The sequence below is a fragment of the Streptomyces sp. NPDC003379 genome (assembly GCF_053589195.1).
Window position 1 is genome coordinate 93,053 of the sequence record NZ_JBSFRK010000023.1, and the last position, 17,267, is coordinate 110,319.

At 70.4% G+C, this 17,267-nt stretch carries 14 protein-coding genes; 13 read left to right on the forward strand and 1 reads right to left on the reverse strand.

All coding sequences use genetic code 11. From position 1 onward, the window contains the following. The first annotated feature begins 12 nt into the window (after positions 1-12). The 10 genes from ACWDVB_RS23335 (at position 13) to ACWDVB_RS23380 (ending at position 13,346) form a co-directional block, all read left to right on the forward strand. Complete coding sequence (locus ACWDVB_RS23335; protein ID WP_451517637.1) at positions 13-267, forward strand: lasso peptide biosynthesis PqqD family chaperone; 255 nt, start codon at positions 13-15, stop codon at positions 265-267. Between the two features lie 11 nt (positions 268-278). Continuing rightward, positions 279-695 carry a lasso peptide biosynthesis B2 protein gene (locus tag ACWDVB_RS23340; protein WP_451517638.1) on the forward strand — a complete coding sequence of 139 codons (417 nt, stop codon included), beginning with the start codon at positions 279-281 and terminating at the stop codon, positions 693-695. A gap of 369 nt (positions 696-1,064) precedes the next feature. Further along, positions 1,065-2,165 carry a lytic polysaccharide monooxygenase auxiliary activity family 9 protein gene (locus ACWDVB_RS23345; RefSeq protein ID WP_451517639.1) on the forward strand — a complete coding sequence of 367 codons (1,101 nt, stop codon included), beginning with the start codon at positions 1,065-1,067 and terminating at the stop codon, positions 2,163-2,165. 65 nt (positions 2,166-2,230) lie between these two features. Next, on the forward strand, positions 2,231-2,947 hold the full coding sequence (locus ACWDVB_RS23350) for a lytic polysaccharide monooxygenase auxiliary activity family 9 protein (RefSeq protein ID WP_451517640.1): 717 nt from the start codon (positions 2,231-2,233) through the stop codon (positions 2,945-2,947). Positions 2,948-3,011: 64 nt separating this feature from the next. After that, a complete protein-coding gene (locus ACWDVB_RS23355; protein ID WP_451517641.1) occupies positions 3,012-4,541 on the forward strand; it encodes a PQQ-dependent sugar dehydrogenase in 1,530 nt (509 codons plus the stop codon). 90 nt (positions 4,542-4,631) lie between these two features. Beyond that, entirely contained in the window at positions 4,632-5,657 is a 1,026-nt protein-coding gene (locus ACWDVB_RS23360; RefSeq protein ID WP_451517642.1) for a LacI family DNA-binding transcriptional regulator, read from the forward strand. 311 nt (positions 5,658-5,968) lie between these two features. Next, entirely contained in the window at positions 5,969-7,093 is a 1,125-nt protein-coding gene (locus ACWDVB_RS23365) for a GH12 family glycosyl hydrolase domain-containing protein (RefSeq protein ID WP_451517643.1), read from the forward strand. A 125-nt stretch (positions 7,094-7,218) separates the two neighbouring features. After that, entirely contained in the window at positions 7,219-9,105 is a 1,887-nt protein-coding gene (locus tag ACWDVB_RS23370) for a glycoside hydrolase family 3 protein (RefSeq protein WP_451517644.1), read from the forward strand. Between the two features lie 80 nt (positions 9,106-9,185). Continuing rightward, positions 9,186-11,399 (forward strand): glycoside hydrolase family 6 protein, encoded by a 2,214-nt coding sequence (locus ACWDVB_RS23375; RefSeq protein WP_451517645.1) that lies wholly within the window; start codon positions 9,186-9,188, stop codon positions 11,397-11,399. Positions 11,400-11,813: 414 nt separating this feature from the next. Next, positions 11,814-13,346, forward strand: coding sequence for a UDP-N-acetylmuramoyl-L-alanyl-D-glutamate--2,6-diaminopimelate ligase (locus tag ACWDVB_RS23380; protein ID WP_451517646.1), 1,533 nt, complete (start codon positions 11,814-11,816; stop codon positions 13,344-13,346). Positions 13,347-13,385: 39 nt separating this feature from the next. Here the strand turns inward: ACWDVB_RS23380 and ACWDVB_RS23385 are convergent, their stop codons facing one another. Then, positions 13,386-14,018, reverse strand: a complete 633-nt coding sequence (locus ACWDVB_RS23385; RefSeq protein WP_451517647.1) for a winged helix-turn-helix transcriptional regulator — start codon at positions 14,016-14,018, stop codon at positions 13,386-13,388. Between the two features lie 84 nt (positions 14,019-14,102). Here ACWDVB_RS23385 and ACWDVB_RS23390 point away from each other — a divergent pair, with 84 nt between their 5' ends. From ACWDVB_RS23390 to ACWDVB_RS23400, 3 genes are read left to right on the forward strand one after another with little or no spacing between them, the layout of a single operon-like run. Then, positions 14,103-15,314, forward strand: a complete 1,212-nt coding sequence (locus ACWDVB_RS23390) for a pyridoxal phosphate-dependent aminotransferase (RefSeq protein ID WP_451517648.1) — start codon at positions 14,103-14,105, stop codon at positions 15,312-15,314. 27 nt (positions 15,315-15,341) lie between these two features. Beyond that, a complete protein-coding gene (locus ACWDVB_RS23395) occupies positions 15,342-15,947 on the forward strand; it encodes a peptidase (RefSeq protein ID WP_451517649.1) in 606 nt (201 codons plus the stop codon). A 36-nt stretch (positions 15,948-15,983) separates the two neighbouring features. Beyond that, positions 15,984-17,207, forward strand: coding sequence for an FAD-dependent monooxygenase (locus ACWDVB_RS23400; protein WP_451517693.1), 1,224 nt, complete (start codon positions 15,984-15,986; stop codon positions 17,205-17,207). The last annotated feature ends 60 nt before the right edge of the window (positions 17,208-17,267 follow it).

The window sequence follows — 17,267 nt, forward strand, 5'->3', positions numbered from 1 at the left end:
AGGAGTCACACCATGAGCATCACTCTGCGTCCGGGGATTCTGATCACAGAAACCGAGTACGGCATGGTCCTGCTCGACCAGCACAGCGGCGAGTACTACACACTCAATCCCACTGCGGCACTGATACTGCGCACGCTGCTCGACAGCTCCATGGAGCGAGCGGTGGACGAGCTCACCACCACCTACGACATCAGCCCCGGCGCGGCCGATCAGGACATCACCCGCATCGCCGGCGAACTGCGCTCGGCCGGGTTGCTCGTCTCCTGAAAGGACCGGCGATGTCCACCTCACAAGTCGTCCCCCACGACCCCCGATCCGTCCCCATTGGGCTCAGGCTCACCACCAGAGCGGCTTTGGCCTGCGCCCACCTGCTGGCCACCCAGCCACCGGACCGAATCCGCTCCGTGCTGGAACGGATGAAGGGCAGTGCACGCCCGGCCACCCTCGCCGAGGCGGCCGAGGCCAGGAAGACCGTACTCGCCGTCAGCCTGACCGCTGGAGGGCAACGGGGCTGCCTGGTCAGGTCCCTGGCCGCCGTCCTGCTCTGTCGCACGCGCGGGCAGTGGCCGGCCTGGTGCGTCGGGGCGCGCACCCACCCGCCATTCGCCGTCCACGCCTGGATCGAAGCCGAGGGCATCCTGGTCGGCGAAGGCGTGCCGGCCGACTACTTCCAGCGGTTCTTCACTGTGACGTAACCGCCCCGCCCCGGGGCCCCTACATCAGAAGCCGCAGATCAGCGCCCCCACAGAAGCAACGGGGTGCGCGTAGTAACCGTGAGTGATCGCAGACGACAGTGCCTGGTGGTGGGTCCCCTTCGGCAAGCTCTCCGGGGTTCCGTTGTCAAGGTAGGCCGGTCACATCACCACCCAACTCACCCCGGCTACCGCTCAAGCGGACATGAGCGCCCGAGCCGGACCCCGGCCGCCGCCCTGCGCCTCGCATTCCGCGTCCGCGCAGCGGATTGGCGTGATATCAGGGTTGTCAGAGACACGCCAGCCTCCTACAGTCCCGATCCAATTCGACGAATGGGAGCGCTCCCATTCACAGCCACCACAGGAGGCACCATGGCTCGAAGCAAGAGACGACCACTGTCCTTACTGGCGGCGCTGGCCACCCTGCTCGGCGGGCTCGGTCTGGTCCTGGTCGGTCAGCACGGCGCACAGGCGCACGGTGTGACGATGACGCCCGGATCGCGGACCTACCTCTGCTATCTGGACGCCAGGACCGGCACCGGCGCGCTCGACCCGACGAACCCGGCGTGCAAGGCGGCGCTCGCGGAGAGCGGCTCCAACGCGCTGTACAACTGGTTCGCCGTGCTCGACTCCAACGCGGGCGGACGCGGCCCGGGTTACGTCCCGGACGGCAAGCTGTGCAGCGCCGGCGACCGCTCCCCGTACAACTTCACCGGCTACAACGCCGCACGCGCCGACTGGCCCCGGACGCACCTCACCTCCGGGTCGACGATCAAGATCAAGCACAGCAACTGGGCGGCGCACCCCGGTGACTTCCGGGTGTACGTCTCCAAGCCCGGCTACTCCCCGACGAAGCCGCTGGGCTGGGGCGACCTGGAGCTCGTCCAGACCGTCACCGACCCGCCGCAGTCCGGCGCGGTGGGCAGCGAGTCCGGTCACTACTACTGGGACGTGAAGCTGCCAGCGGGCCGCTCCGGTGACGCGATGATGTTCATCCAGTGGGTGCGGTCGGACAGCCAGGAGAACTTCTTCTCCTGCTCCGACATCGTCTTCGACGGCGGCAACGGCGAGGTGACCGGGATCCGCGGCTCGGGGAGCACACCTACCCCGACACCTACCCCGACGCCGACGCCCACGCCCACGCCGACCCCGTCCGACCCGCACACCGGGTGCATGGCCCTCTACAAGGTGACGAACTACTGGAACGGCGGCTTCCAGGGTTCCGTCGAGGTCATGAACCACAACACCACCGCGCGTGACGGATGGGCCGTGCGCTGGCAGCCGGGCACCGGCACCAAGATCAACCAGGTCTGGAACGGCACCCTGGGCACCGGCTCCGACGGCGCGGTCACGGTGAAGAACGTCGACCACAACCGCCGCATCCCGCCGGACGGCACCGTGACGTTCGGCTTCACCGCCACCTCCACCGGGAACAACCTGCCGATCGGCTCGGTCACCTGCGTCGATCCGTGACACCGGCATGCGAACGCCCCCCCCCACACAGGAATCCAACATTCCGTCACGGAAAGAAGGAGATCATGGATTGTCATGCGCATGTCCATAGCGTGCGTCGTCGTCTGCCGCGTCGTCGTCTGTCGCGGGGCCGTCTGTCGCGGGGCCGTCTGCCGCTCGTCCTGAGCACCTTCGTCGCGGTGCTGCTCAGCCTGCTCCCCTGGAGCGGCACCGCCGTGGCCCACGGGTCGGTCGTCGACCCGGGATCGCGCAACTACGGCTGCTGGCTGCGCTGGGGCAGCGACTTCCAGAATCCGGCCATGGCCCAGGAGGACCCCATGTGCTGGCAGGCGTGGCAGGCCAACCCCAACGCCATGTGGAACTGGAACGGGCTGTACCGCAACGGCTCCGGCGGCAACTTCCAGGCGGTCGTCCCTGACGGTCAGCTGTGCAGCGGCGGCCGGACCGAGGGCGGCCGCTACAACTCGCTGGACGCCGTGGGCCCGTGGAAGACCAAGGACGTCGGGGCCGACTTCGACGTCAAGCTGTACGACCAGGCCAGTCACGGCGCGGACTACTTCCTGGTCTACGTCACCCGGCAGGGCTTCGACCCCACCACCCAGCCGCTGCGCTGGAGCGACCTCGAACTGGTGGCCCGCACCGGCAAGTACGCGCCCAGCCAGAACTACTCGATCCCGGTGAGCACGTCCGGTTACAGCGGTCGCCATGTCGTCTACACGGTCTGGCAGGCCTCGCACATGGACCAGACGTATTTCCTCTGCAGTGATGTGAACTTCCGCTGACCGTGTCGGTGCGCCGGGCCGTCCGCGTCCCGGCGCACTGGCGCGCTCCGCCTCTGGAGCCGATATGTCACGACGCCGCTGGACCTGGCCTCTTCTGCTGCCCCTCCTGTTGACCGCCCTCACCTTGCCGCCCGTCGCCGGGACCCAGTCCCTCGCGGCGGCTCCCCCCACAGCGACGGCCTCGCCCGTGCCCCTGCCGTCGCTCCGTGCGACCACCACCCAGGTCGCCTCCGGGCTGAGACGGCCCACCGCCCTCGTCGCCCCCGACGACGGCACGGACCGGCTGTTCATCACCGAGAAGTCCGGCACCGTACGCGTCTACCACCCGGACACCGGCCTGGCCCGGGACCCGCTCATCGACATCACGCCGGCCGTGGACGAATCGGGCAACGAGCGCGGCCTGCTCGGCATCGCCGTCCCGCCCGACTTCGCTGTCAGCCATCACCTGTACCTGGCGTACACGGCACTGCCCGACGGCGCGGTCACTCTCGCCCGCTACCGGCTCGACGAGTCCCGCCTGGAGGTCCTGCTCTCCCAGCCGCACGCCGAGTACAGCAATCACAATGGCGGCCAGCTCGCGTTCGGCCCCGACGAAAACCTGTACTGGAGCATCGGCGACGGCGGCGGCTCCGCGGACCCCCTGCGCGCCGGGCAGCGTCTTGACACCCTGCTTGGCAAGGTCATGCGCATCGACGTGCGCCGCGCCTGCGCCCCGCTCGCCTACTGCGTCCCGGACGGCAACCCGTTCGTCGACACCCCGGGCGCCCGCCCCGAGATCTGGCTGTACGGGCTGCGCAACCCGTGGCGGTTCTCCTTCGACAGCGCCGACGGCTCGATGTGGATCGGCGACGTCGGCCAGGGCCGCTGGGAGGAGATCGACCATCTCCCGCCCGGCCGGGGCGGGCTGAACCTCGGCTGGTCCTGCTACGAGGGCCTGGAGCGGTTCGACGGCGGCCACTGCGTGCCCGGCGAGAAGCACACCGAGCCGGTCTTCACCTACTCCCCGTACACCGGCGGCTGCTCGGTCATCGGCGGTCACGTCTACCGGGGCCGGAAATACGCCGATCTCGTCGGCGGCACGTACATCGCCACCGACTACTGCTCGTCCACGGTCTGGGCGCTGCGCCCCGACGGCGAAGGCGGCTACGAGCAGGCCGAGATCGGCGGGACGCCCACCCAGGTGACATCGGTCGGCACCACCGTCGACGGGGAGTTCTACGTGGTCAACGACCTGCCCGGCGGCCTGCACCGCGTGTCCTTCGCACGGGAGGAACCCACCTGCCGCGTGGACCGCACCGTGAAGACCTGGGGCACCGGCACGACGGTCGACCTCACCGTCACCAACACCGGCAAGACCCCTGTGAACGGCTGGACACTGGAGTTCCCGCTGGCCCTCGGGCAGACCGTCATCTCCGACTGGAACACCGACCTCACCCAGGGAAGCAACACCATCACGGCCACCAACGCCCCTCACAACGCCACGATCGCTCCCGGCGCGAGCGTCACCCTCGGCTACCTCGCCGACCACACCGGTGACTCGTCGGCGCCGCCGCGGTTCACACTCGACGGGGACGCCTGCGCCGTCGGCCGCTGACTGCCGCGAGTCGCAACGGGCCAGGACTGGTCGTTCGCGGCCGGCCCTGGCCGTAGGATCGGATCTTCTCGTGGGTGGGGGGAGACGGTCATGGGCAAGCAGCGCCCCGGCACGGCGCCGACCCTGGAGGAGGTGGCCGCGCTCGCCGGTGTGGGGCGGGGCACCGTCTCCCGTGTCATCAACAACGTGGCAGGCGTGAAGGATACGACCCGCCATGCCGTGCAGCGCGCCATCGCCGAGCTGGGGTACGTGCCCAATCTGGCGGCCCGTTCGCTGGCCGGGCGTCGCGCGGACGCGGTCGCCCTGGTCATGACGGAACCGGACTGGCGGAAGTTCGGGGAGCCGTTCTTCTCGGAGACCATCCGCTCCGTCGGGGACGCGCTGACCGACACCAAGATGCAGCTGCTGCTCACCCAGGTGCGCACGGACGACGAGCGGCGGCGCTTCGTGGAGTACGCGCGCGGCGGCCGGGTCGACGGCGTGCTGCTGATGTCCGTGCACGACCAGGACCCCCTGCCCGACATGCTCGCGGACGCGGGGCTGCCCACCGTCATGCTGGGACGGCGCTCGGGCGACGAGAGCATCACCTATGTCGACGCGGACAACACCGGGGGCGCCCGGAGCGCCGTCGACCATCTGCTGGGCAGCGGCCGCGGCGCGGTCGCGACCATCACCGGTCCGCTGGACATGTACGTCGCCCAGTGCCGGTTGCGCGGCTACCGCGAGGCGCTGGACCGCGCGGGCGTCGACATCAGGCCGTCCTGGGTCGTCGAAGGGGACTTCACCGAGCAGAGCGGACGCGCGGCGATGGCCGAGATCATCGCGCGGGAACCGGGGATCGACGCCGTCTTCGCCGCATCGGACACCATGGCCGCCGGAGCGCTGAACGCCCTGCGCGCGGCGGGCCGCCGGGTGCCGCAGGACGTCGCGGTGATCGGGTTCGACGACTTCCTGCTGGCGCAGCACACGGACCCCAAGTTGACGACGGTGCGCCAGCCGATCGAGGAGATCGGCCGGACCATGGTGCGGCTGCTCCTGGAGGAGATGGAGGACTCGGCGGTGGCCTGGCGGCACGTCATCCTGCGCACGGAGCTGGTGCTCCGTGACTCCGCCTGACCCGTTCTGACCCGTCCTGATCCGTCGTCCTGAGCCGTCCGTCACCTTTTGGCGTGCGTGGCCTCTCCTCGGCGCATCGGGAGCGCTCCCAAGTCTGAACCTCCTTGAGCCTCCTTGAACCTCTCTTGTGAGCACCGCACTTGACCTGGCCCTTCGAAATTCCTTCGACGGGTCCCTGTGCGCACCCTTGTCAGGGACATGTGAGCCTTTTAGAGTCCACGACCGAACCACAAGTGGGAGCGCTCCCATTACGGGGCAGAGGGGAGCGCTCCCGCTGGTTCGCCCCCCGCACTCTCACGAGAGGCCCCCGAATGCGCTCGTCACCGCATCACATCCGCTCACTGCGCGGACTGTTGGGAACGCTCCTCACGGCTCTCGCCGTCGTCGCCGCGCTGGTCACCACGGCGGCACCGGCGCAGGCCGACACCACGATCTGCGAACCGTTCGGATCGACCACGGTCCAGGGGCGCTACGTCGTCCAGAACAACCGCTGGGGCACCAGCGAAACGCAGTGCGTCTCCGCCTCGGACACGGGCTTCAAGGTCACCCGGGCCGACGGTTCCGTGCCGACCAACGGCGCCCCCAAGTCGTACCCGTCCATCTTCAACGGCTGCCACTACACCAACTGTTCACCGGGCACGAACCTTCCGGCGCAGCTCAGCACCGTATCCAGCGCGCCCACCAGCATCTCGTACGGCTATGTCAGCGACGCCGTCTACAACGCCTCGTACGACATCTGGCTCGACCCGACGCCGCGCAAGGACGGCGTGAACCGGACCGAGATCATGATCTGGTCCAACAAGGTGGGTCCGATCCAGCCCATAGGCTCCCAGGTGGGGACGGCCACCGTGGCCGGGCGCACCTGGCAGGTGTGGTCGGGGAACAACGGCGGCAACGACGTGCTGTCCTTCGTCGCCCCGTCGGCGATCACCAGCTGGAGCTTCGACGTCATGGACTTCGTCCGGCAGGCCGTCGCTCGCGGCATGGCTGAGAACGACTGGTACCTGACGAGCGTTCAGGCCGGTTTCGAGCCCTGGCAGAACGGCGCGGGCCTTTCGGTGAACTCCTTCTCGTCGACCGTCAACACCGGTGGCACCGGCCCGGACCCCGGCGGCCCGGCCGCGTGCAAGGTGGCGTACGGCACGAACACCTGGCAGGGCGGCTTCAGCGCCGATGTCACCGTGAGCAACACCGGTTCGGCAGCCGTCGACAACTGGAAGCTGGCCTTCACCCTGCCCTCCGGCCAGCGGGTCACCAACGCCTGGAACGCGTCCGTCACCCCGTCGTCGGGGGCGGTCACGGCGAGCGGCCTGTCCCACAACGCGCGGATCGCGCCGGGCGGCAGCCAGTCGTTCGGATTCCAGGGGACCTACAGCGGCGCGTTCGCCGAACCGGCCGCCTTCAGCCTGAACGGCACCTCCTGCACCGTCGCGTGACCCGGCCGGCGGGCCGGTGGGCCCGCCGCGTCCCGCCCGCTCCGGGGCCCGCTCTTCCTCCCTGCGCCAACAGGGCGGGCCCCGGGACTCCCCCGGCGCCGACCGTCCCGGAAAGGCCTGTCCGCATGAACCGCTCGTCGTCCCCCCGCCGCCCGCGCCCGGTGATCGTCGCCGCGTTGTGCGCCGTGGCGCTGTCCCTGACCGGGCCGACCGCCGCCGCCCCGCCTTCCGAACCTCCCGTCACCGCCGCCGGGTTCCCCTATCAGGACCCGTCCCTGCCGGTGCCCGACCGCGTCGCCGATCTGCTGTCCCGGATGACGCTCGACGACAAGATCGGCCAGATGACGCAGATCGAGAAGGACGCGCTCGTCCCGTCCTCCGACCTCGCCACCTACCGCATCGGATCGGTGCTCTCCGGAGGCGACTCCACCGTCAGCCCCAACAACGCCCAGACCTGGGCGGACACCTACGACGCACTTCAGCGCACCGCTCGGACGACCCCGCTCGGCATCCCGATGATTTACGGCATCGACGCGGTGCACGGCCACAACGCGGTACGCGGCGCCACGATCTTCCCGCACAACATCGGCCTCGGCGCCACCCGCGACCCCGCCCTCGTCCAGCGCGTCGGCCGCACGGTGGCCGAGGAGATGGCGGGCACCGGCATCGACTGGGACTTCGCGCCCTGCCTGTGCGTGGCCCGCGACGACCGGTGGGGCCGGACCTACGAGTCGTTCGGCGAGAAGCCCGAACTGGCCACGTCCATGACGACGTTCGTCACCGGGATGCAGGGCGCGACCCTGGGCGCGGATGCGGCCTCGGTGCTCGCCACCGCCAAGCACTACCTCGGTGACGGCGGCACCACCGGCGGGGTCGACCAGGGCAACACGGAGCTGTCCGAGGCCGAGCTGCGCGCCGTCCATCTGCCACCGTTCAAGGAGGCGGTGCGGCGGGGCGTGGGCTCGGTGATGCTCTCGTACAGCAGCTGGAACGGCGTGCGATCGCACGCCCACAAGTACCTGGTCACCGACGTGCTCAAGGGCGAACTCGGCTTCAACGGCTTCGTCGTCTCCGACTGGGCCGCGGTCGACCAGCTCGACGGGCAGAGCGGCTTCACCGGAGCCGAGATCACCAGGGCCGTCAACGCGGGCGTCGACATGGTGATGGTCCCGCACGACTACAGGAAGTTCCTCACCCTGCTGCGCGGCGAGGTGGGCGCCGGCCGTATCCCGCAGGCCCGCGTCGACGACGCCAACCGCCGCATCCTGACCAAGAAGTTTCAACTCGGCCTCTTCGAGCGCCCCTTGACCGACCGCTCGTACACCTCCGGGGTCGGCTCCGCCGAGCACCGCGCCCTGGCCCGGCAGGCCGTACGCGCCTCGCAGGTGCTGCTGAAGAACAGTGGCGGCGTCCTGCCGCTGGCGAGGAACGCGAAGCTGTTCGTGGCCGGCAAGTCCGCCGACGACATCGGCAACCAGAGCGGCGGCTGGACCATGAGCTGGCAGGGCCGCAGCGGCGCCATCACGCCCGGCACCACCATCCTCCAGGGCATCCGGTCGACCGTCACCGACTCCTCCCGGGTCACCTACGACCGCCACGGCAACGGGATCGACGGCAGCTACACGGCAGCCGTGGCCGTCGTCGGCGAGACCCCGTACGCCGAGGGGCGGGGCGACCGTCCTGGCGGCATGGGCCTTGACCAGGAGGACCTCCAGACCCTCGCCAGGCTCAAGGCGAGCGGTGTGCCCGTCGTGGTGGTCCTGGTCTCCGGTCGCCCGCTCGACATCGCCGCGCAACTGCCCGACTGGAAGGCCCTGTTGGCCGCGTGGTTGCCGGGCACCGAGGGCAACGGCGTGTCGGACGTGCTGTTCGGCGCGTACGCCCCGACCGGCAAGCTGCCGGTGACGTGGATGAACAGCGCCTCGCAGCAGCCCATCAACGACGGCGACGGCAAGACCGCGCTCTTCCCGTACGGATACGGCCTGTCCTACGCCACCACACGGAATCCGTAGCCCGGGCCGACGACTCCCACGCCGACGCCCTCAGGACCGTACGACCGGCACCACCCGCACCGTACAACCGAGGAGACACGATGACCGACCCGTACAGACCAGCCGAGCCACGCCCGGGGCGCTCGCGCCGACGATGGTCAGCGGCTCTGGGCACCGCACTGGCCACCCTGATGCTCGGGGTGGTCGGCCAGATCGCGGGACAGCCCGCGGCCGCCGCGGAAGCACACGTGGACAACCCGTTCGCCGGGGCGAGCTTCTACGTCAACCCGGACTACGCGACCAGCGTCGAGGGTTCCATCGCCAAGACCTCCGACGCGGCGCTCAAGGCCAGGATGGAGAAGGTCAAGAGCTATCCCACCGCCGTCTGGCTGGACCGGATCGCGGCGATCCACGGCGGTGACGCCAACGCCGGCCGCAAGAGCCTGGCCGACCACCTCGACCTGGCGCTGGCCCAGAAGAAGCCCGGGCAGCCGATCACGGCCACGTTCGTCGTGTACGACCTGCCCGGCCGGGACTGCGCGTCCCTGGCCTCCAACGGCGAGCTGCCGCTCACCCAGGCCGGCCTCGACCGCTACAAGAGCGACTACATCGACGTCATCGCGAACGTCTTCAAGAACCCCAAGTACGGGGACATCCGCATCACGACGGTCATCGAGCCGGACGGGCTGCCGAACCTGGTGACCAACACCGCCGACCCGGAGTGCGCCCAGGCCAAGAGCAGCGGCATCTACGTCAAGGCCGCCCAGTACGCCCTGGACAAGCTGCACGCCATCCCCAACGTCTACACCTATCTGGACTTCGCCCACTCCGGCTGGCTCGGCTGGGACACGAACCTCACGCAGACCGCACAGCTGTACACCGACGTCGCCAAGGGCACAGCGGCCGGGCTGAGCAGCGTCGACGGGCTGATCACGAACGTCTCCAACTACACGCCGCTGGCAGAGCCCTTCCTGACCGACCCCGACAAGACGGTCGGCGGCAACATGGTCAAGTCCGGCAAGTTCTACGAGTGGAACCCCAACTTCGACGAGTCGGACTTCACCAAGAACCTGCACCGGGCCCTGGTCGCGGCCGGCTGGCCCGCCTCCACCGGCATGGTCGTCGACACCTCCCGCAACGGCTGGGGCGGCTCCGCCAGGCCGACCGCCGAGAGCACAAGCACCACCCTCGACACCTACGTCACCGAGTCCAAGGCCGACCGGCGCACGCATCGCGGTCTGTGGTGCAACGTCGACGGGGCGGGTCTGGGACAGCCCCCGCAGAGTGCGCCGTCCAGCCACCCGGACTCGCACCTGGACGCCTTCCTGTGGATCAAGCCGCCGGGTGAGTCCGACGGGGCCAGCAAGGAGATCCCGAACGACGAGGGCAAGCGCCAGGACCCGATGTGCGACCCGGACTACACCGCACCCAACGCGGGCAACAGCAAGACCGGCGCCCTGCCGGACGCACCGCTGGCCGGGCACTGGTTCCACGACCAGTTCGCGATGCTGGTGAAGAACGCCCACCCGGCCGTGCCCGGGGGCGGCACCGACCCGGGCGACACCGCCGCCCCCAGCGCGCCGACCGGCCTGAAGGCCACGGCGAAGACCGCGAGCAGCGTCTCGCTGGCCTGGACGGCGTCCACCGACAACGTGGGAGTGAGCGGGTACGACGTCTACCGCGACGGCGCCAAGGTCGCCGCGTCACCGGTGTCGGGCACCACGTACTCCGACACCGGTCTGAGCGCGAGCACCGCCTACAGCTACACCGTGCGGGCGCGGGACGCCACGGGCAACACGTCCGCGTCCTCGGCCGCGCTGAGCGTCACCACGGACGCGGGCGGGGGAAACCCCGACCCGACGGGGGACCTGTTGGTCCGGTACAAGAACAACGACTCCTCGGCCACGGACAACGGCATCCGTCCCGGCCTGCGGATCGTCAACACGGGCAGCGGCTCCCTGGACCTGACCAAGGTCACGGCCCGCTACTACTTCACCCGCGACGGCGGCTCCCCCACGGTGAACGCCGTGTGCGACTACGCGACCGTCGGCTGCTCCCGGCTCAAGCTCAAGGTCGTCCCACTGAGCACCCCGGTAGCGGGCGCCGACGCCTACGTGGAGGTCGGCTTCGGCGGCGGCTCCCTGGCGGCCGGCAAGGACACCGGTGACATCCAGCTCCGGGTGAACAAGTCCGACTGGTCGGCGTTCAACGAGATCGGCGACTACAGCCGCACCACAGACACGTCGTACGCCGACGCCCCAAGGGTCCCCGCCTACCTCGGCACCACACCGACCTGGGGCACACCCCCTGCATGACCCTCGCCGCCCCCCTCCTGAAGCGCCCCCGCCCGTCCGGACGACTCCGTCCGGGCGGGCGGTTGGCTCTCCGTAGTGGATCGGCCGTACACTCGGGCTCATGAGTCACATGAATCTCATGGGTCTCATGGGTCTCATGGGTCTCGTGGATCTCGTGGACCTCGCGGGAACACCTCAGGCCCTCCATGCCCGTGTCGTCGCACTGCACGACCACGGCTAGCGATTCTCGTACCGGCCCGCCGCCTCTCCACGCCGCGCGCCCGGCTCTCTTCCCCGGGTCCAGGGCCTCCGCCCCGGCCCGCCGGACGATCTCCGTTTCCGCTCCACGTCACCACCACAGCTTCCCGGCCCCCGCCGGTGCTGCCGCCTGGCTGCGACCGCACGTCCGGGCCGCGCCACCTCGAAGGGACCACTGTGAAGCTGAGCGCATTGCTGGCCGGACACGACCATCACGTACTCCAGGGCGACCCCGGCACGACCGCGATCACCGCCGGCGTGACCTTCGACGTCGACCGGGTCGTGCCCGGTTCCGTGTTCGTCGCCGTGCCCGGACACCAGGAGGGCGGGCCGGGCTCGGTGCCGGCCGCGTTCGCGCGGGGCGCCGTCGCCGTCCTCGTCGAAGGGGCGGACCCGCTGCCGGAGGCGCTGCCGTGGCCCGCGACCGGCTGTGCCGTGCGGGTGCCGGACACCCGACGGGCGGCCGCGGTGGTGGCCTCCCGGTACTTCGGTGAACCGGGGCGGCACATGGACATGGTGGCGATCACCGGCACCAACGGAAAGACGTCCGTCTCGTACATGGTCGAAGCCACCCTGCGGATCTCCGCCGGGGCGAAGGTGGGAGTCATCGGGACGGCAGGCAGCCGGATCGGCGACGAGCTGATCCCGATGCCGCGTTCGGTGCTCACCACCCCGGAGTCGCCCGACCTGCAGTACCTGCTGGGATACATGCGGGACCGCGCGACCGGCAGTGTGGTCCTTGAGGCCACCTCCATGGCGCTTCTCACGCACCGGGTGGACCGTACGTTCATCGACGTCGGGGTGTTCACCAACCTGACGCAGGATCACCTGGACGACCACGGGACGATGGCCGATTACCGGGATGCCAAGCTCCGGCTCTTCCAGGGACTGTGCCGGCACGCGGTGGTCAACGCCGACGACCCGGTAGGTGCCGGGATCGCCGCGATGATGCCCGGTGCGGTGACCACGTACGCTCTCGACGTACCGGCCGACTACCGCGCGACGGACCTCGTCGTGAGCGCCTCGGGGACGCGGTTCACCCTCCATCACGAGGGGCGCGCGTACCCGGCGTCGATACCCTTCCCGGGCAGCTACTCGGTGGCCAACGCCCTCGCGACGCTGGCCTCCTGCCACGTGCTCGGACACGGCCTGGACGCCCTCGTCGCCGCGCTCGGTCAGCTGCCGCCCGTTCCCGGCCGGTTCGAACGCTTCGAGACCCCGGACGGCACCTCCGTGATCGTGGACTACGCCCACTCCCCCGACTCCCTGGACAAGGTCCTGGCCACCATCCGCGGCTACTCACACGGCCGGGTGATCACCGTCTTCGGCTGCGGCGGCGACCGGGACACCACGAAGCGGGCCGACATGGGGCGGATCGCCGGGGCCCACTCCGACCTGTGCGTCCTGACCTCCGACAACCCGCGCGACGAGGACCCGGAGGCCATCCTCGACGAGATCACCCCCGGTCTGGCCGCCACCGGGACCCCGTTCGAGCGGCTCGCCGACCGTCGCGAGGCGATCGCCTTCGCCCTGTCGGCGGCGGGCCCCCAGGACACCGTCCTCATCGCCGGCAAGGGCAGCGAACCGCACCAGACCGTCCGCGGGGAGCTGCTTCCGTTCAGCGACATGGCCACCGCGCGCGAGCTCGCCTTCGCGCAGGCGGCCGCCCGCCGTCCCTCGCTCCAGCCGGTGGATTCGCTGAGCGGTTGAGCCGACCGGTGCCCCCGGACTCCCGGGGGCAGGGGCCCGTCACGTCTCGCGCAGCGCCTTGGCGAGGACCCCCTCGCCGGACAGCTCGATCCGCCCGTCCCGTACGCCCTGCCCGACGGTGAGTTCGCCGCGGCTCACCGCCACGCATGTGGCGGCGTCCAGTGCGAGGGTGGCGTCGGGCTCGGCCGGGGCGGGGCCGTCGCCGTAGGTGTCGGCGCCCTCCGCGAGGCGGACGTGGAAGCGGCCCTCGTCGAGCCGTACCTCCACCAGGCCCTCGGCCCCCGTCCGCACGAGGCTCCGCAGCAGCGGGAGCGCGAACCAGTGGGCGCGGACCGCGTCGGTGGGCCCGCGCTCTTCGAGGCCGTGTGCGCCCCAGGCGGCGAGGGCTTCGAGGACCGGCAGCAACTCCCTGCCTCTCGGAGTGAGTTCATAGACGTACGCCGCCGCCGGCGGGGGCAGTCGGCGGCGGGTGGTCAGGCCCTGCTGCTCCATGTCCTTCAGGCGCGAGGCGAGGACGTCCGTACTGACGCCCGGCAGGTCCGCGTGCAGGTCGGTGTAGCGGCGGGGGCCGACCAGCAGCTCCCTGACGACCAACAGGGTCCAGCGGTCGCCCACGGCGTCCAGGGCCCGGGCTGCCGCGCAGTACTGGTCGTAGCTTCGGCGAGGTGACATGTGACGCAGTCTAGACAAGTTGTTGGACTTCCCAAGGTGTGACTTGGTAAAACCAAGTAACTCACGTCACGGGAGGCGCACCGCATGGAGTTCCGGCAGTCGAGCAAGCTCAGCGAGGTCTGTTACGAGATCCGGGGCCCCGTCATCGAGCACGCCAACGCCCTGGAGGAGGCGGGCCACAGCGTCCTCAGACTGAACACGGGCAACCCGGCGCTCTTCGGCTTCGAAGCGCCCGAGGAGATCGTCCAGGACATGATCCGGATGCTCCCGAACGCGCACGGCTACACGGACTCGCGCGGCATCCTCTCCGCCCGGCGCGCCGTCGCCCAGCGCTATCAGGCGCTCGGCCTCGACGAGGTCTCCGTGGACGACGTCTTCCTCGGCAACGGCGTGTCCGAACTGGTCACCATGGCGGTGCAGGCTCTTCTGGAGGACGGGGACGAAGTCCTCATCCCGGCCCCCGACTTCCCCCTGTGGACCGCCGTGACGACCCTCTCCGGAGGCAAGGCCGTCCACTATGTGTGCGACGAGTCCGCGGACTGGTATCCCGACCTCGACGACATGGCGTCGAAGATCACCGACCGGACCAAGGCCGTCGTGATCATCAACCCCAACAACCCCACGGGCGCGGTCTATCCGAAGGAGATCCTGGAGGGCATCCTCGATCTCGCCCGGCGGCACGGCCTGATGGTCTTCGCCGACGAGATCTACGACCAGATCCTGTACGACGACGCCGTGCACCACAGCGTCGCCTCCCTCGCCCCCGACCTCGTCGTCCTCACCTTCTGCGGCCTGTCGAAGACGTACCGCGTGGCCGGATTCCGGTCCGGCTGGCTGGTCGTCACCGGCCCGCGGCAGCACGCGCGGAACTATCTGGAGGGCCTGACGATGCTCGCCTCCATGCGGCTGTGCCCCAACGCGCCCGCGCAGTACGCCATCCAGGCCGCGCTCGGCGGCCGCCAGTCCATCCGCGAACTCACCGCGCCGGGAGGGCGGTTGTACGAGCAGCGGGACCGGGCCTGGGAGAAGCTGAACGAGATCCCCGGGGTCTCCTGCGTCAAGCCGAAGGGCGCGCTGTACGCCTTCCCGCGGCTGGACCCGAAGGTCCATCCGATCCACGACGACGAGAAGTTCGTCCTGGACCTCCTCCTCCAGGAGAAGATCCAGGTGGTCCAGGGCACCGGCTTCAACTGGCCCCGCCCCGACCACTTCCGCATCCTCACCCTCCCCCACGCCGACGACCTCGACGCGGCGATCAGCCGCATCGGCCGCTTCCTGAGCGGTTATCGTCAGTGACTCGCCCCACGTCCGACCGGGAGTGACATGACCCTCTGCGCCACCTGTCAGACGCCCTCGCGCACCCAGTTCGCCTCGCCGGAACTCGTCGGGCCCATCGTCTACGACGAGTTCGACCGGGCCGCGGACCCGGCCTGGCGCGAATCGGGCGCGGTCACCCTGGACGACTACGCCCGCTGGTGCGGCCACCTCTGCGGCATGACGTGCTTCCAGATGGCCCTCGGCCCCACCGCGCCGTCCCTCTTCGAACTGCGGGACGGCGCGCTGAAGTACGGCGCCTACACCGAGGTCGATGGAGTGATCCGGGGGATGATCTACGCCCCCTTCGCCGAGTACGCGCGCGAGGCGCACGGCGTGGACGCCACCGTCCACCGGCATCTGTCCGTCGAGGAGATCGGCACGCTCCTCGACGAGGGGCGGCAGGTCATCGCCTCCGTGCACTTCGAGATCCGCCGCCCGCACCGCCCCGCGCCGGGCCGCGGCGGTCACCTGGTGCTGCTCACCGGCCGTACGGCCGACGGGCGGCTGCACCTCCACAATCCGTCGGGCGTCGACGCGGCGACCCGCACCGCCTCGATGTCCGCCGACGAGTTCGAGCCGTTCTTCGCCGGACGAGGTGTCTCGCTGCGCTGACAGCCGCGCGGCCCCGCTGCCAAGATGGCCCCCATGATGCGTGGGGGCAAGGTCGCTGTCGTGGGTGGCAGCGTCGCCGGATGCGCGGCCGCGCTGGCCGCCTGCCGTGGGGGTGCCGACGAGGTCACCGTGTACGAGCGCGCGGGCGGTGATCTGGCGGACCGCGGGGTGGGGCTCGCGGTGCACGACGCGCGGTACGCGGAGCTGGAGTCCGCCGGGTACATGGACGCGGGCATGCCGTGGGTGCGGACAGTGCGCCGCCGCTGGTACGTGCGCGATGCCGGGTCCGCCCCGCTGGGCCGGGAGATCGGCGTGATGCCGTTCCCGTTCCGCACGTACAACTGGGGTCCTCTGTGGCGGGAATTGCGCCGCCGGGTGCCGCGGACGGTGGTCTTCCGTGCGGGCACACCCGTGGAGGCGCTGCGCCCCGGCCCCGACGGCACCCTCGTCGAGACGGCGGACGGTACCGAACGCTTCGACCTCGTCGTCGGCGCCGACGGCTACCGCTCGGTGGCCCGCACCTCCGCCTTCGGCGACGTACGCCCCGCCTACGCCGGGTATCTCGCCTGGCGCGGCGCCTATCCCGCGAGCCGGCTCGCCGACCCGGGGCCGTGGGCGGACGACGACTGCGCGTACGTCGTCTTCCCCGGCGGTCACGTCATCTTCTACCGCATCCCCGACGGCGTCGGCGGCCACCGTGTCAACTGGGTCCTCTACACCGCGCCGCCCCCGGACCTCGACCTCGGGCTCGGCCTCGACCTGCGGCTCACCGGGCCGACCAGCCTGCCCCCGGGCGGGCTCACCGAGGCGCTCGCCACGCATCTCGGGTACGTCGCCGACGACCTCCTGCCGCCCTACTGGGGCGCACTGGTACGCGCGACGGCGCCCGACGAGCTCTTCCTCCAGCCCATGTACGACTTCACGGCGCCCCGGTGCGCGACGGACCGCGTCCTGCTGGTGGGCGACGCCGCGGCGGTGGCCCGGCCGCATACCGGCGCGGGCGCGGTCAAGGCGCTCCAGGACGCGACGGTCCTGGAGTCCGCCCTCGCGGCGGCGGACACGTGGGCGCAGGCCCTGGATACGTACGACAGTGACCGCACGCCCTCCGGGCGCACGATGGTGGACCTCGGGCGCCGCCTCGGTGACGCGCTGGTCCTGGCGACGCCCGACTGGAGGGTGATGGATCAGACGGCGTTGGAGATCTGGTGGAAGCAGGCGGACGGGACCGGGGCGTTCGGGGGCCGGCAGCTCAAACGCTGAGCGCTGAGCGCTGTTGTGGTGGGCCGGTCCGAATCCGCGGGACCGTCGTGGCTGGTCGCG